General features: G+C 56.0%; 15 protein-coding genes. 12 read left to right on the top strand and 3 right to left on the bottom strand.

Going from position 1 to position 15290, the window contains the following annotated elements:
• The 9 genes from cheA to flhF all read left to right on the top strand — a co-directional run bounded on the left by cheA (position 1) and on the right by flhF (position 11739).
• Positions 1–2190, top strand: a complete 2190-nt coding sequence (gene cheA / locus CHR62_RS09720; protein WP_123660801.1) for a chemotaxis protein CheA — start codon at positions 1–3, stop codon at positions 2188–2190.
• A complete protein-coding gene (locus CHR62_RS09715) occupies positions 2183–2683 on the top strand; it encodes a chemotaxis protein CheW (protein ID WP_093970484.1) in 501 nt (166 codons plus the stop codon). The genes cheA and CHR62_RS09715 overlap by 8 nt, the downstream gene beginning before the upstream one ends.
• A 12-nt stretch (positions 2684–2695) precedes the next feature.
• Positions 2696–3535, top strand: coding sequence for a CheR family methyltransferase (locus CHR62_RS09710; RefSeq protein ID WP_370318053.1), 840 nt, complete (start codon positions 2696–2698; stop codon positions 3533–3535).
• Positions 3536–3606: 71 nt separating this feature from the next.
• Positions 3607–4662 carry a chemotaxis response regulator protein-glutamate methylesterase gene (locus tag CHR62_RS09705; RefSeq protein ID WP_123660800.1) on the top strand — a complete coding sequence of 352 codons (1056 nt, stop codon included), beginning with the start codon at positions 3607–3609 and terminating at the stop codon, positions 4660–4662.
• Between the two features lie 40 nt (positions 4663–4702).
• Entirely contained in the window at positions 4703–5092 is a 390-nt protein-coding gene (gene cheY / locus CHR62_RS09700; protein WP_093970481.1) for a chemotaxis response regulator CheY, read from the top strand.
• A 10-nt stretch (positions 5093–5102) separates the two neighbouring features.
• On the top strand, positions 5103–5759 hold the full coding sequence (gene cheZ / locus CHR62_RS09695) for a protein phosphatase CheZ (RefSeq protein ID WP_123660799.1): 657 nt from the start codon (positions 5103–5105) through the stop codon (positions 5757–5759).
• A 114-nt stretch (positions 5760–5873) separates the two neighbouring features.
• Entirely contained in the window at positions 5874–7013 is a 1140-nt protein-coding gene (gene flhB, locus CHR62_RS09690) for a flagellar biosynthesis protein FlhB (RefSeq protein WP_123660798.1), read from the top strand.
• Between the two features lie 17 nt (positions 7014–7030).
• A complete protein-coding gene (flhA, locus tag CHR62_RS09685; RefSeq protein ID WP_093970478.1) occupies positions 7031–9145 on the top strand; it encodes a flagellar biosynthesis protein FlhA in 2115 nt (704 codons plus the stop codon).
• Positions 9142–11739, top strand: coding sequence for a flagellar biosynthesis protein FlhF (flhF, locus tag CHR62_RS09680; RefSeq protein WP_123660797.1), 2598 nt, complete (start codon positions 9142–9144; stop codon positions 11737–11739). Before flhA ends, flhF begins: the two co-directional genes overlap by 4 nt.
• 114 nt (positions 11740–11853) lie before the next feature.
• Here flhF and CHR62_RS09675 read toward each other — a convergent pair whose 3' ends face one another.
• The 3 genes from CHR62_RS09675 to flgA form a co-directional block, all read right to left on the bottom strand.
• Positions 11854–12366 carry a flagella synthesis protein FlgN gene (locus CHR62_RS09675; RefSeq protein WP_093970476.1) on the bottom strand — a complete coding sequence of 171 codons (513 nt, stop codon included), beginning with the start codon at positions 12364–12366 and terminating at the stop codon, positions 11854–11856.
• Positions 12367–12375: 9 nt separating this feature from the next.
• The gene (gene flgM, locus CHR62_RS09670; protein ID WP_093970475.1) at positions 12376–12657 is read right to left on the bottom strand and encodes a flagellar biosynthesis anti-sigma factor FlgM; all 282 of its coding nucleotides are present in this window, start codon (positions 12655–12657) and stop codon (positions 12376–12378) included.
• Between the two features lie 90 nt (positions 12658–12747).
• Positions 12748–13464: a flagellar basal body P-ring formation chaperone FlgA gene (flgA, locus tag CHR62_RS09665; protein ID WP_093970474.1), complete on the bottom strand. Its 717-nt coding sequence runs from the start codon at positions 13462–13464 to the stop codon at positions 12748–12750.
• A 215-nt stretch (positions 13465–13679) separates the two neighbouring features.
• Here flgA and flgB point away from each other — a divergent pair, with 215 nt between their 5' ends.
• The 3 genes from flgB to CHR62_RS09650 are packed head-to-tail and all read left to right on the top strand — an operon-like array spanning position 13680 to position 15279.
• Complete coding sequence (flgB, locus tag CHR62_RS09660; RefSeq protein WP_093970473.1) at positions 13680–14090, top strand: flagellar basal body rod protein FlgB; 411 nt, start codon at positions 13680–13682, stop codon at positions 14088–14090.
• A 16-nt stretch (positions 14091–14106) separates the two neighbouring features.
• Positions 14107–14529 (top strand): flagellar basal body rod protein FlgC, encoded by a 423-nt coding sequence (gene flgC, locus CHR62_RS09655; protein ID WP_123660796.1) that lies wholly within the window; start codon positions 14107–14109, stop codon positions 14527–14529.
• A 51-nt stretch (positions 14530–14580) separates the two neighbouring features.
• A complete protein-coding gene (locus tag CHR62_RS09650; RefSeq protein WP_093970471.1) occupies positions 14581–15279 on the top strand; it encodes a flagellar hook capping FlgD N-terminal domain-containing protein in 699 nt (232 codons plus the stop codon).
• The last annotated feature ends 11 nt before the right edge of the window (positions 15280–15290 follow it).

Raw genomic sequence — 15290 nt, 5'->3', positions numbered from 1 at the left:
ATGAGCGAAGGGGTCGACCTTAGTCAGTTTTATGACATGTTTTTCGACGAAGCCGACGAGCTGCTGGCCGATATGGAGCAGACGTTGCTCCAGCTGGATATTGGCCAGCCCGATATGGATCAGTTGAATGCCATCTTCAGGGCCGCCCACTCCATAAAAGGAGGGGCTGGTACGTTCGGGTGCTTCGGGCAGCTCGCCGAAACCACCCACTTACTCGAAAACCTGCTCGATGCTTTGCGCCAGGGCGAAATGACGCTGCGCAAAGACATGGTAGACCTATTCCTGGAAACTAAAGACGTGCTTTCCGATCAAGTCGCTGCTTATCGCAATGGCGAGCAGCCCGATGCCGAAGCTTACGAGCGAATTTGTGAACAATTGCGCCAGTTGGCGTTGCAAGAGGGCGGTAAAGTGCCGGCGAGTCCTGCCGGGGGTATGGCATCAAGTGCCGCGCAGGTGCCCGCTGCCAACGCTTCGGCAGTCGAAAGCCCTAAACCGACCGTAGCGGCCGAATCAACGCCAGTTGCCGCCCACGGTTCGAGCGATTTGCCCTTGCACGTAAGCCTGATCAACCTCAACGAGAAAGACGCCGAGGTTTTACAGGCAGAGATGATGCTCATGGGCGATATTCTGCATCAGGTCAAGGGCGATCAAACCCTCGATCTCTGGATCAAAACAACAGAATCGGCGGCCGATATCGAAGCTGTATGTTGTTTTGTTGTCGATAGCAAGCAGGTTACTGTGGTCGCGCAGGCTGTACCTGCTCAGGCCGATGTTTCGGCACCCGCAGTGCAAGCTGCGGCACCCGTCGCCAATGCCATACCTGCTACATCAGGGGTTGTTTCAGAGGCCGCGCCGGTAACCCAAGCCAACGAACAAAAAAATATTACGCCTGACCCCGCTGCCGCGCAGCCGTCTGCTGCCGCAGGTTCTACACCGTCGTCTTCCAAAGAGCGCGATGCAGGCAAGGCTGCCAACAAAGAGGCAGGCACATTGCGCGTAGGGGTCGAAAAAGTCGACCAGATCATCAACCTGGTCGGCGAGTTGGTCATTACGCAGGCCATGCTGGTGCAAACGGCATCCACCCTCGATCCCGTGCTGCACGATCGCCTGCTTAATGGTATCGAACACCTAGAGCGTAACGCCCGTGACCTCCAAGAGGCGGTCATGTCAATTCGCATGATGCCAATGGACTACGTTTTCAGCCGCTTCCCGCGGGTGGTGCGTGAAAATGCCCTCAAGCTCAATAAAGAAATTCGCCTTATTACAAAGGGGCAGGCAACCGAACTCGACAAGAGCCTCATCGAGCGAATTATCGACCCGCTCACCCATCTGGTGCGCAATAGTATTGATCACGGGCTCGAAACTCCTGAAGTTCGGGTGTCCAAAGGCAAAAAGCCCGAAGGTACGCTGACCTTGTCCGCGCAACATCTGGGGGGGCAGATTGTCATCGAAGTTTCCGACGACGGTGCTGGCTTGAGTCGCGAGCGCATTCTGAAAAAAGCGATTAGTTCAGGCTTCCCTGTCAATGACAGTACGCCCGACGAAGAGTTGTGGCAGCTGATTTTTGCGCCGGGTTTTTCAACCGCCGAAAAAGTGACCGAAATTTCAGGTCGTGGTGTTGGAATGGACGTCGTGCGCCGCAATATTCAAGACATGGGTGGTCATATCCAGTTGTCTTCACGGTCGGGGCAGGGCACGACAACCCGTATTTTTCTGCCGCTGACGCTGGCCATTCTGGATGGTATGTCGGTGCAGGTGGGCGAAGAAATATTCGTCTTGCCGCTCAGTCATGTGACCGAGTCGTTGCAGCCTTCGCTTGAGCAGGTACATAGCATTTCGCAGACCGAACAGGTTTTGCATGTGCGCGGCGAGTATCTGCCGCTGGTCGCCTTGCACGATGTTTTCAGCGTAGATAACGCCCAAACTGATATTTCAAAATCAATTGCCGTTATTTTGCAGGCCGAAGAAAACCGCTTTGCGTTACTCGTCGACCATCTCGTGGGTCAGCAGCAAGTCGTGGTTAAGAACCTCGAATCGAACTACCGGAAAATTCCGGGTATTTCGGCAGCAACCATTTTGGGCGATGGCAGCGTTGCATTGATTGTCGATGTCTTTGCCCTGATGCGCATGACATGCAGCAAAGGAACCCAGACTACCGCTATGAAAGTTCTCGGAGAACAAAATGCTTAACGAAACAAATAACAAGACGCAACAGGTCGACGACGCCGGTAAAGAGTTTCTGGTCTTTACCCTGGCCGCCCAAGAGTACGGTATCGATATCCTTAAAGTGCAAGAAATCCGTGGTTACGATAGCCAGAGCGTAACGCGTATTGCCAACGTGCCTTCGTTTATCAAGGGCGTAACCAATCTGCGCGGCGTGATCGTGCCTATCGTCGATATGCGCCTGAAGTTCAACCTTGAAAATGTTGAATACAACAGCCAGACAGTCGTGGTTATTCTCAACCTCGAAACTCGAGTAGTTGGCGTGGTGGTCGATGGCGTTTCCGACGTACTGATGTTGCGCCCGTCACAGATCAGTGCGGCGCCACAGTTTGGTACGGCTTTTTCTACCGAATATCTCACGGGTATCGGCACAGTCGGCGAGCGAATGCTTATTTTGGTCGACATCGAAAAGCTGATGACCAGCAGCGAAATGGCTCTGGTCGAACAAGCTATTGTCTAAAAAGATATTCAATTGACGACCTCGGTTTTTGCGCAGATGACGCCAGCGGTATTGCCCGTGGCGCCCGAAGAGTTTGAGCGGGCGACGCGTCTGCTGCATCAACGCACGGGAATTGTTGTAGGTGAGCACAAGCGCGAGATGGCGACGCGCACCCTCAGTTTGCGTGCACGCAAGTTGGGCGTAAACACGGTGTCCGATTATTTAGGGTTTTTGCAGCAGAACCCTGATGGCCCCGAATGGGAAGACTTCGTTAATGCATTCACCATCAACCATACGGCATTTTTTCGCGAGCAGCACCACTTCGAGACGCTGCGAAATTTTGTGAAAGGGCGGCGCGGCCCTATAAATATCTGGTGTTGCGCCTCGTCGACTGGTGAAGAGCCCTATTCAATAGCCATGACCTTGCAAGAGTCCGTGCCCAACGCCTCCAGTCAGGCGTCGATTTGGGCCACTGATATCGACACCCAAGCCATTGCACGTGCTCAAAAAGGCGTTTACACCCTTGAGCGCGTTAAGACGGTGCCCGAACCCTTATTGCGTAAATATTTTTTGCGCGGCAAAGACGCCAAGTCGGGCTTGGTCCGGGTCAAGCCCCTGTTGCAAGACATGATCAAGTTCGAACCATTGAACTTGTTGGCGCCCAAGTGGCCGGCCGATAAAAAATTCGATGCAATTTTTTGCCGGAACACGATGATTTATTTCGACAAAGAAACACAAACCAAAATCCTCGACCGGTTTGCCCCTATGCTTAAACCCGACGGCTTGTTGTTTGCCGGTCACTCAGAGAACTTCACCTATCTGACCAAGGCCTTCAAGCTGCAAGGTCAAACGGTTTACGTAGTTGTCCGATAAGCGGTAATGCCTGCTGCCAGTCCGGCGGGTGGTAAAGATTTTTAGTAGCACATATACAAAAGGCCAAAGTCATGAAGAAAATCCGGGTGTTATGCGTTGATGACTCGGCTCTGGTCCGTGGATTGATGACCGAGATCATCAATAAGCAGCCCGACATGGAAGTCGTGGCCGTTGCCCCCGACCCTCTGGTTGCCCGCGAGCTGATCAAGCTGCACAATCCTGATGTCCTGACACTGGATGTTGAAATGCCGCGCATGGACGGGCTCGATTTCCTTGAGCGCCTGATGCGGTTGCGGCCCATGCCTGTGGTGATGGTGTCGTCACTGACCGAACGCAACTCCGAAGTCACACTTAGGGCGCTTGAGCTGGGTGCTGTCGATTTCGTCACCAAACCCAAGTTGGGCCTGCGTGATGGTCTGATGGAATATAGCGACTTGATCGCCGACAAAATCCGTGCGGCGGCCAGCTCGCGCCCACGGCCTCGCCCCGCGGCGGTGCCTGGTGCGCCGGCGCAACGCCTGAATGCGGTGTTTTCAACGACCGAAAAAATCATTGCAATCGGGGCCTCTACAGGCGGCACTGAAGCCATTCGGCAGGTGCTGGTACCGTTGCCAGCCAACAGTCCGGCGATTATGATTACGCAGCATATGCCGGCTGGGTTTACGAAGTCATTTGTTCAACGGCTCGACAATCTTTGCGCAGTTCGGGTCCACGAGGCTGAAGACGGTCAGCGCGTCTTGCCTGGGCATGTGTACCTTGCGCCAGGTGGTGTGGCGCACATGAAGCTGGCGCGTTCTGGCGCAAACTATGTGGTTCGCCTCGAAGAAACCGAGCCTGTTAACCGGCATCGGCCTTCTGTCGATGTGCTGTTTCATTCTGTGGCACAAGTGGCCGGGAAGAACGCGGTTGGCGCACTGCTTACGGGTATGGGTAAAGACGGCGCCCAGGGTTTGCTGGCCATGAAACAGGCCGGCGCGGCTACATTTGCGCAAGATGAAGCCAGTTGCGTGGTCTTTGGCATGCCGCGCGAAGCATTACTGATTGGCGCTGCCGATGAGGCTGTTCCATTGCAAAATATTAGCGAAAAATTATTGTCTAGCGCGGGTGCGTACGGTCATCGCGTCTAAGCCGCCACGCGGGCAGTCATAAACTCAATCGGAGAGTAAAGTGGTTCAAAAAAACATCAAGATCCTCGTTGTGGACGACTTTCCCACAATGCGTCGGATCATTAAAAACCTGCTGAAAGACTTGGGCTTTGATAATGTCGATGAGGCGGAAGACGGCCAGATGGGCTTGGACAAAATTCGTAACGGCAATTTTGACCTTATCGTGTCTGACTGGAATATGCCCAATATGGACGGTCTGACCATGTTGCAGCATATTCGTGCCGATGCGGCGCTGGCCAGTTTGCCGGTGCTGATGGTGACGGCTGAAGCCAAAAAAGAAAACATTGTTGCGGCCGCCAAGGCCGGTGCCAGCGGTTATGTGGTCAAGCCATTTACTGCGGCGGTTCTCGAAGAGAAGCTGAACAAGATTTTCGAAAAGATCAACGCGTAAAGGGTGTGCCATGACGACCGAAGACCCCGGTGCGGTTGACGCCAGCCCCGAGCAGCACCCCGAACTTATCCAACGCATTGCCCATGTGACACGCATGCTGCGCGAAAGCATGCGAGAACTGGGTCTTGATCAGACCATCACCGAGGCCGCAGAAGCCATTCCCGATGCGCGTGATCGGCTTGATTACGTTGCTCAAATGACCGAGCAAGCTGCGAATCGGGTGCTGAATGCGGCTGAAGAGGCGCGTCCGTTGCAAGAAGAAATGCAGCGTCAGGCCGAGGGCCTCGATGCGCGTTGGCAAGAGTGGTTCAAGCATCCTGCCGAGCTTACCGAGGCGCGTCAGCTGGTTGACGATACGCGTGCGTTGTTGCGTGATATCCCGACAAAAACTCAGGTGTCGCAAGACAAGCTCATGGAAATCATTATGGCCCAAGATTTCCAGGACCTGACCGGTCAGGTCATTATGCGTATGTTGGGCGTGATCAGCGCGATCGAGACTGAACTGGTTCAAGTACTAATTAACTACTTGCCTGAAGACCAGCGCCAGGTTAAGCAAAAAGAAATGGATTCTTTGCTTAATGGCCCCCAGGTTAAGCCCGAAGGCAAACCAGAAGTTGTGTCGAGCCAGGATCAGGTCGACGACTTATTGTCCAGTCTGGGTTTTTAGGCCCGAATTAAGCGCTTTTATTGGTGTTGCTTGCCACTTAGGTAAAATCGGCCAGCCCTTATACTCCGGGCAGGTAGGTTTTACCTTTTATTTTTTCCGGCAGCATTTTGACCCATGGCAGAGGATAGCGACCTCGAAAAAACCGAATCAGCCACCCCCCGGCGCCTGGAAAAGGCGCGAGAAGATGGGCAGGTGGCGCGTTCGCGCGAGCTCAATACCTTCATGTTGCTGGCCGGCGGCGTGGCCGGTTTATGGTTCATGGGCGGCGAGCTCTACCGTACCCTGACCGGCGTGATACGTGCCGGCATGTGGTTCGACCTGCGGGTTGCCAAAGATACCGCAGTCATGACCGCACAGGCGGCCAACTCGGCTTGGAACGCGCTGCTGGTTCTGCTGCCGATTTTTGGCATATTGGTCATATTGGCCGTGTTTTCGTCGGTTTCGCTTGGCGGGTTGCTGTTTTCTACGAAGGCACTTGAGCCCAAGTTCGAACGCATGAACCCCTTGAAAGGCGTCATGCGCATGTTCTCAGCGCAAACCTTGGTCGAGTTGATTAAGACCTTGCTTAAAGCAACGGTTATCGGCGGCATCTCGGCCGCAGTCATTTGGGCTTACCGCGACGACATGCTGGCGCTGACTTATGCGTCGCCGACCGCTGCGCTGGTCAATGGCATGCGACTGGTGGCCTTGTGTAGCGCCCTTATAGTTGCTGCATTGCTGCTTATTGTGTTCATCGATGCGCCTTGGCAGTTGTACAGTCATCATAAAAAGCTGCGAATGAGCCGTCAGGACGTCAAGCAAGAACACAAAGAAAGCGAGGGCGACCCACACGTCAAAGGGCGTATCAGGGCGCAGCAACGTGCCATGGCACGGCGTCGCATGATGTCCGAGGTTCCCAAGGCCGACGTGGTTGTCACCAACCCTACGCATTATGCGGTAGCGTTAAAGTACGAAGATGGCGGTACCGGCGCGCCACGTGTCGTGGCCAAAGGCAGTGGCCTGATCGCCGCACGCATACGCATGCTTGCCGATGAGCATAAAGTCCCCATGTTCAGCGCGCCGCCACTGGCTCGTGCCTTGCACGAGCATGTCGAGCTGGGGCACGAAATTCCTGTCGAACTCTATAAAGCGGTGGCCGAGGTCTTGGCCTGGGTGTTCCAGCTGCGAAGCTGGAACAATGGCACGGGTGCAGAACCCCTGGTGCCCGACAATTTACCGGTACCGCCCGAGCTCGACCCCTTGTCGGCTAAATAGCCAGGCACCTGAATTTAATGAATAACTTACTCGCCCTGTTTAAAGCCAACGGTTCGCAGCACGCACGATTGCTGGCCGGCCCCGTCTTGATCATCATGGTTTTGTCCATGATGATCCTGCCGTTGTCGCCCATCGTCCTCGACTTGTTTTTTACGTTCAACATCGCGATGTCGATCATGGTGCTGTTGGTGGCCATGTTTACTAAAAAGCCGCTCGATTTCGCGGCTTTCCCGGCGGTGCTGCTGTTTACCACCTTGTTAAGGCTGGCGCTTAACGTCGCCTCGACCCGCGTGGTGCTGATGAACGGGCATCAAGGCCCCGACGCAGCCGGCCAGGTCATCGAAGCTTTCGGTCACTTTCTTATCGGCGGCAATTTTGCGGTCGGTATCATCGTGTTCATCATTCTGGTCATCATCAACTTCATGGTCATCACCAAGGGTGCGGGGCGTATTGCCGAAGTCGGCGCACGCTTTACGCTCGATGCGATGCCGGGTAAGCAGATGGCTATTGATGCCGATCTGAATGCGGGGCTGATTGGTGAAGAAGAGGCGCGCCGACGCCGCTCCGAGGTGAGTCAGGAGGCGGAGTTCTATGGTTCGATGGACGGCGCCAGCAAGTTCGTGCGTGGCGACGCCGTCGCAGGTTTGCTGATCATGGTCATCAACGTTGTTGGTGGCCTGATCGTGGGCGTTGGTCAGCACGGCTTAAGTTTCGCTGATGCCGCCGAGGTCTACACTATTCTGGCGATTGGCGACGGTCTGGTCGCGCAAATTCCGGCGCTCGTTATTTCAACTGCTGCGGGTGTAGTGGTGTCGCGTGTGGCTACCGACGAAGATATCGGCCAGCAAATGGTCGGGCAATTGTTGGCCAATCCCACCGTCATGTTCATCACGGCCGCTATTTTGGGCATCATGGGGCTCATTCCCAACATGCCGCATTTCGCATTTTTGTTGTTGGCCGCTTCGTTAGCCGGCACGGGCTGGGTGCTTTACAAGCGTCAGCAGGAAGAAGCCGTGAAGGCGGCGCCGGATCCCGTCCAGCAGCAGGCAGCAGCCGAAGCTGCCGCAGCCGAGGCGACCTGGGATGACGTTGCCTTGGTCGACCCGCTGGGGCTTGAGGTCGGCTACCGGTTGATTTCCTTGGTCGACCACTCTCAAAATGGCGAGTTGTTGCACCGGATTCGCAGTCTACGTAAAAAGTTTGCGCAAGACGTCGGCTTTTTGCCGCCCGTGGTGCATATTCGTGACAATCTCGAGCTCAAACCCAACGAATACCGTATTTTGCTGTCGGGCGTTGAAGTCGGGCGCGGCCTGGCCATGCCTGACCAATGGATGGCGATCGACCCGGGCGAGGTGGCTACCAAGTTGCCGGGTACTCCAACGACCGACCCCGCGTTTGGCTTGCCGGCTGTATGGATTGATGTGTCGTTGCGTGAACAGGCACAGATTGCTGGCTATACCGTGGTGGACGCGGGTACCGTTGTGGCGACGCATTTAAATCATTTAATGCATCGCTACGGTGCCCAGTTACTGGGCCGTCAAGAAGTCCAGCAGTTGCTTGACCATATTGCAAAAGAGTCGCCCAAGCTGGTCGAAGACCTGGTGCCCAAGACCATCAGCCTGACCGCCTTGCAGAAAATATTGCGAGGCTTGCTCGACGAAGAGGTACCCATTCGAGATGTCCGCACTATTATCGAATGCCTTGCCGAACATGCACCACGACTTTCGGCCATGAATGCTAATGGTACTGGGCCCGATCCAGTCGAGTTGTTGCAGCAGGTTCGTATGGCATTGGGCAGGGCAATTACTCAGCAGTGGTTTCCGGGCGATGGCGACTTGCGCGTTATTGGCCTCGATCCCAAACTCGAGCGGGTGCTGACTCAGGCGCTCACTACAAGTGGTGCGCTCGAGCCTGGTCTGGCTGAAACTCTGCTCAACGACGCACAGCGCGCCATCAATGCGCAAGAAGCGCGTGGTGATGCAGCCGTGCTTGTTGTGCCGCCTGTGTTGCGATCTTCATTGTCGCGATTCTTGCGACATCATTTTCCGCAACTGGGTGTCTTGTCCAACTTCGAAATTCCTGAAGAACGTATACTGCGTATCACTTCAGTAATTGGCGGGAGTCCTAGTTGAACATTAGTCGTTTTTTCGGCGCGACGAATCGTGAAGCCCTGCGTCAGGTTCGTCTGGCGCTTGGGCCTGATGCGCTGATTATTTCCAATCGCCGTGTCAATGGCGGCGTCGAAATACTGGCCACCGATCAAACCGCATTACCCGATAATGTCGTGCAGCAGATTGCAGCTCAAGAAGCCGAAGCTGCAGCCAAGCAGGCGCCCGTCACAATGCGTACCGCTTTTCGACGTCCTGATCCGGCTTCGGGTCCGGTGTCATATCCGGGTATGCCTGGGACACCGCCCACGTCTGCCTCTGGCAGTGATCCGCGTCGTGCCGGGGCTTTGTCCGGGCACATGTCTTCTGCAGAGGGCGGATCACGTCCGACCGGCGCGATGCCGTCCGCTGGCGGTTTGCCTCCTTCGGGGTTGCGTCAGCCGCCGGCAACAGGTTTGCGCCCAGCGCCGGCAGCTTTGGCTGCAGCGATGGGCGGGCCGGCCGAGTCGTCCGGCGATGTGCTTGGGGCCATCGGCGCTCTGCAAGGCGTTCTTGAAAGCCGTATCGACGAACTTTTATGGGGCAGCCAGCTGCGTCGGGCGCCCCAGGCTATTTCACTTTTTCAAACCCTGTTGGGTTTTGGGTTCAGTACGGCACTGCTTCGGGCCATGCTTAAGCGTTTGCCAGAAAACATGGGTGCCAAAGCGGCATTTCAGTGGGCACGCAACGAATTGGTGCGCCACTTGCCCGTGCTTGAAACTGAAGACGAGCTTTGGCAACCTGGTGCAGTCGTGGCGCTGGTGGGGCCGACCGGTGTGGGTAAAACGACGACGGTGGCCAAGCTGGCCGCGCGTTGCGTCAAGCGTTTGGGTGCAGAAAATGTGGTGTTGCTGACGACCGACACCTACCGTATTGGAGCCCACGAACAGTTACGCATTTATGGCCAAATGATGCGCGTGCCGGTTCACGTGGTTCAAGATGCTGCCGAGTTGCGCCGTATCCTGGGCGGTGTGAGCGCGCATCAAACCGTGCTTATCGACAACGTAGGTATCAGCCAACGCGATCGCCATGTGGCTGAACAGGCCACCATGCTGGGCCAGGCCGGGCGCGACATCCAGCGCTTGCTCGTACTGAATGCCTCCAGCCACGGTGATACGCTCGATGAAGTCGCCCGCAGCTACACCAATGATGGTGGCAGCCGGTTGCGCGGTTGCATCATTACCAAGGTCGACGAAGCAACTCGCCTGGGCGCTGCACTCGACACGGCCATTCGCTATCAGTTGCCGGTTTGCTATATATCCGACGGTCAGAAAGTTCCGCAAAACCTGTCGTATTTGTCGGCGTCTGATTTAGTCGACCGGGCCATGGTCAAGCCACAGTCTCAGGCTTTGTATGCGCCGTCCGAGGCCGATTTTGCGGCCCTGATGTCCATGGCCAAGCCGGCTGAAGAGACACCTCAGAATATCGAGAAAAAGCGTCGTCAGTTATTGCCGAATTTGTTGACGGTTGCCGGCAGTGCGGGCAGTGGCGTCGAGCTCGCCGACATCGAGGGCGCTTGTGCGCAAATCGACGACGATCTGCTGACCTCTGAAACTTACGAGCTGTGGCGCCGCTATTTTAAAGGTGATATTACCGACGGCATCCAGGCATTGGGCTTGCACTTATTGCGGGCCGCGCAAAACGAATTTGTAGGCCAGCAGGGGCAATACATGCTGGCATTGCACGATCAAATTGCGCTGCGAGAATCCGATAACCGTTCGGCAGGCCGCTTGCGCGCCACAGTATTGTGCAGTCAATCCGGCACACCTTGGGCGTCGCCTTATCAGCAGCTTACGCTGGCCGACGGGTGGCGAGCCTCCGACGGCAGTTCCGCGCTTCAGGCACCTGGCAACATCGAGGCCTTGCTGGACCAGATCAGTTGGGTGGCGCAGTCGCTGGCCGAAGTGCCTGTGTTGCATGTTTTCGACCAGTCAACGCAAGCGCTTTGGCATGCGGTGTCTGCGTCGGGTGCAGCTTGGCTGTCGCCATGCCCCGCAACAACCAAAGTGTACGAACAGGGGTGCGCCACGACGGTAGGCGCGCTGTCCAAGGCCGTCGACTACCATCCCGTCGGCGCACTCAACGAGCTCCTCGATCTGGCCGAAATTCAAAGCATAGATCGTGGGCGGCTGGTTGTTTGGGCTGGCGTTCAAGCCGTAGAGCTTGTATCTCGGCAGGCCGGCCATCTGCCAGTGCTTCTGGTGGCTGCTCGCGTAGTCGATCGCGACAGCGGTACTGTATTGCGCACGGTGCATGGGCTTGCACATGCCACCACCATCAATGCATCGCCCGAGCGTTTGGCAATGGCGTTGTTGGTCGCCACCGAGCAGAAAGCCGCTTTCCGTCTGGCCGCCCGCTGGTGGCCTATGCTTGCGCCACGACAATGGGCCGATGCCTCTCAAAAGCGTGCGTTGACCGCCATACAGGTAGGGCTGACAACGTGGCATGCTCTTGCGGGTGTTGAGACTGTCGGGTTGCGTAAGGCGCTTTTGGGCCTGGCGGGTAGCCCAAGACCCACTCAGGTGGCAGCAGTGTCGGCCATGATGAAATTGTTTACGCTCAAAGAAATGACCGTCTGAGCTGACAGGCCCAGGTAACCGCAGGCATGTATAACGTAATCTGCCTGCGGGTGCCGCTTCACCTATCTTTGTTTAAGCTTGCCCAAGACGTGATACGCCTGTGACTGCCGGATATCAGCCGGCTTTGACGGGCTTGAGCCGTGGTTGGGTGCTACCGCCGGGGGTGTCGAGGTGTTTCGACTTTCCGCTGGCGTCGTAGACTTCGCTAGCCCCTGTACCTACATTGGCTAGGCGTTGCAATACTTCCAGCATCTGCCGGTTTTGGCGTTGCAGCAAGCCAATAGATGCGCCGTTGGTTTCGTTCAGGCTGCGTGCTTGCAGGGCGAGGTCGGTTAGCCGTGCCGCTAGGGTAGAGGCTTCGGGGTGTGCTTTTGCTGCTGCTTGTAAACCAGCATGGCCTGCAGAAAAACCGAGGGCCTCGAGGGCTTGGTCGCGGGCTTGCGTCGCCTGCCCCAGTTGTTCGGCGTGTTGTTCTTTTTTCTGGCTTGATGCAACCAGCTCGTCGGGGCGGCCCGATTCGAGAATTTGAGCTTCGCTTTTCAGGGTGTCGATAAACCGCCCGACGAGACGCACTTCGGTATCAAGACAATTGATAAGGGCTTGAAGTGCTTCGGGCTGGTCTGACATGATGGCTACTTATTTGAGAAGTTCGCGGGCACTTGCCAGCAACGAGTCGGCGATGCGCTCGGGGTTGACTTTGAGTTCGCCAGCAGCGATGGCATCGCGGATTTGCTGGACGCGCTCCATGTTGATGTCGTTGTCGCTGTTTTCGAGGCTGGACAAGTGTCGTGCTGTGCTGCTGAGGTCGACAGCCGATTTGCCGGTTGGGCCTGCGTTATTTTGGGTCGCGGTTGCGCCCGCCCGTTGAGGGGCAATTGGATTAACGGCAGGTTTGTTCAGCGACGGTGTGATTTTCACGGGTTGCTCCGGTGTAACAGGGCGTCTGAGCCCTAAGTATAGAGGGTAACGGACGCACGACACAAAACTTTAGCCGCTAAAACAAGATTCTTACATCGGGATGATGACGGTTTGGGCATTAAGTACGGTGGCTGTCACGATTTGGCCTGATGCGGTCTTGACCTGGATTTGGGTACCCGGTTCGCCGCCCTGCATGGCCTGGCCGTCGCTGCTGGCGACAAACCCCAGGCCCCGAACCTCTATTTTAACGCGTTGCCCCCGTTCAATAGAGTCGGGGCTGCGTAAGGCAGATGCCTTGATTGGGCGCCTGGCGGCTAAGCGCTGGGTGGTAATGTAGCCAACGAGTTGACCCGGGTCGAGCAACGACCCCGCGGGTAGGCGAAGCAGGTCGCCTTCTTGCGGCAAGATATCGTCTAGGCTAAGCACACTGCCTGCATTAACACTGCGTGCGGCAACGTAATACACGCCGTCGATGCGTACATTGACCTGGGTGTAGCCGACCCACGGTTGCGGTGCCAAGCATCGTATGCCCACGTTAAGCCGTGATCGTAACGTTTGGCGGCCTGGCAAGAAAATTTCGTAGTCGGCGCAGGCCGGCTGTCTTTGCAGGTTGGGGTCAGAGATCGAGATCACGGGTACGCCAGGCCACGAAGCGGCCAGATCTTGCAAAAATGCCTCGATATCGGACACCAAGGCATCGGTGTTGATGGCTGGGGATTCGGGAGAGGAGGGGGCTGATTGCGCTGCGGCCCAGGTGGGGGCTAAGAAAAGCAGAACGCTGAGCCCTAGGGCATTTAATGTGGACATGGCCCCATTTTAAGGCCCGTTCAAAGTGTCGCCAATAGCCGGTTCGCCCGATGACTGCAATTCAACTGGGGAATTGGCCGACAAATTGCACCTTATTTCGAAGTTTGTCTTGCGAGGCCGGCGTCTACTATAGAACCTGACGATTAACGGCTGCATAGGTAAAACCTTTAGGCCGGTAATCAAAAATTTGCGTTTTGAATTGTACAGGTTGGATCATGGTTGATCGTATCGGCGAAGATTTCAAGTTTTTCCAGGACGCCATCAGGCTGCGTCAGCAGCGTCAAGAAGTGCTGGCTGCAAATATTGCCAATGCCGACACGCCTAATTACAAGGCCCGCGACTTTGATTTTGGCAGTGCCCTGAAAGAAGCAATGGGCAATGGCCACCAGCGTTTGCCCGACACAGCGCTGGCAACGACATCGGCGCGGCACATTCCAGGTTTGGCGCAATCACCCGCGGGTGCCAATTTGCTTTACCGTCAGCCTTTGCAGCCCAGTCTTGATGGCAACACCGTCGATATGGATGTCGAGCGCGTGCAGTTTGCCGAGAACACCACCAAATATCAAACCGACCTCACTATCATTTCCCAGCGTATCAAGGGTCTGATGGCCGCGTTGCAGCAGTAATTAGGGTTATTAAGTCATGTCTTCGTTAAGTCTTTTTCAGATCGCCGGCTCGGCGCTTACCGCCCAGTCGCAACGCATGAACGTTTCGGCCAGTAATTTGGCCAACGCCGACAGCGTCGCCGGCCCCGACGGCCAGCCCTACAAGGCCCGTCAGGTTGTCTTCGAAATGGTGCCGCAGGGCGGCCAAAATGCCGGCCGTGCGGCAGCGGTGGGTGGTGTGCAGGTGTCTCGTGTCATCGAAAGCAACGCAGCCCCGCGCATGCAATACGACCCCAAAAACCCATTGGCCAACGCCGACGGTTACGTCACCTTGCCTAATGTCGATGTCGTTGCAGAAACCGTCAATATGCTTTCAGCGTCGCGCTCTTACCAGGCCAACGTCGAAGTCATCAATACGGCCAAAAGCCTGATGAATCGTACGTTGTCGATTGGTCAGTAACAGTTTTAATGGCCAGGCGGTGATGCCTGGCCCCGATACGGAGATTGAACCGTGGCTACAGTGAATCCTACCAGTAATGCCGTTGATTCGGCCTCTATGTTTGCAGCAAATGCGGCAGCAAACAAGCGGGCCGAAGACGCCAAGAATCAGTTCATGACCTTGTTGGTGACGCAGTTGCGTAACCAAGATCCTTTAAGCCCAATGGACAATGCGCAGTTCACTTCGCAATTGGCGCAGCTCGAGACGGTAAACGGCATTACACAGCTGAACAATACGTTGCTGGCGTTGTCTGGTCAGCTCGACATGACCCAGTCCATGCAGGCTGCCAGTCTGATTGGCAAGGGCGTCCTGGTCACGGGCAATAAGATTTCCTTGGGCAGCTCGCAGGTCGATGGCGAAACGGTCAAAGTGGCGACACCGTTCGGGGTCGATCTTATTTCGTCCGCTCAAAAGGTTGTTGTCACCATTCAAGACGGCAGCGGCCGTGCAGTGCGCACTATCGAACTGGGTGCCACACCCTCAGGCGTGCTCTCCATGGAGTGGGACGGCCTGGACGACGCCGGTCAGCCGGTGGCCGATGGCGCCTATTCGGTGCAGGTTGCCGCCACAGGCGCCGAAGGCGTAGCGGTCAGCAGTGAAGCACTCACGTACGGCAAGGTTTCAAGTGTTGCGTATGCCTCCGACGGCGTGCGGCTCGACCTCGGTCTTGTGGGGTCACGCTCGCTGTTCGACATTCGCAAAATTATGTAATTCATTCGTTA

The organism is Pusillimonas sp. NJUB218, assembly GCF_003788685.1.
Lineage (GTDB): Bacteria > Pseudomonadota > Gammaproteobacteria > Burkholderiales > Burkholderiaceae_B > Neopusillimonas.
The sequence above is the reverse complement of the archived record's forward strand: the minus strand, read 5'-3'. Positions and strand labels throughout refer to the sequence as shown.

Excerpts from the sequence above, each read along its gene's own strand:
- CHR62_RS09675 (WP_093970476.1), bottom strand. The coding sequence starts at position 12,366 with ATGTCAGACCAGCCCGAAGCACTTCAAGCCCTTATCAATTGTCTTGAT.
- CHR62_RS09705 (WP_123660800.1), top strand. The coding sequence starts at position 3,607 with ATGAAGAAAATCCGGGTGTTATGCGTTGATGACTCGGCTCTGGTCCGT.
- flgA (WP_093970474.1), bottom strand. The coding sequence starts at position 13,464 with ATGTCCACATTAAATGCCCTAGGGCTCAGCGTTCTGCTTTTCTTAGCC.
- flgB (WP_093970473.1), top strand. The coding sequence starts at position 13,680 with ATGGTTGATCGTATCGGCGAAGATTTCAAGTTTTTCCAGGACGCCATC.
- flhB (WP_123660798.1), top strand. The coding sequence starts at position 5,874 with ATGGCAGAGGATAGCGACCTCGAAAAAACCGAATCAGCCACCCCCCGG.
- cheA (WP_123660801.1), top strand. The coding sequence starts at position 1 with ATGAGCGAAGGGGTCGACCTTAGTCAGTTTTATGACATGTTTTTCGAC.
- flgC (WP_123660796.1), top strand. The coding sequence starts at position 14,107 with ATGTCTTCGTTAAGTCTTTTTCAGATCGCCGGCTCGGCGCTTACCGCC.
- cheZ (WP_123660799.1), top strand. The coding sequence starts at position 5,103 with ATGACGACCGAAGACCCCGGTGCGGTTGACGCCAGCCCCGAGCAGCAC.
- CHR62_RS09715 (WP_093970484.1), top strand. The coding sequence starts at position 2,183 with ATGCTTAACGAAACAAATAACAAGACGCAACAGGTCGACGACGCCGGT.
- flhA (WP_093970478.1), top strand. The coding sequence starts at position 7,031 with ATGAATAACTTACTCGCCCTGTTTAAAGCCAACGGTTCGCAGCACGCA.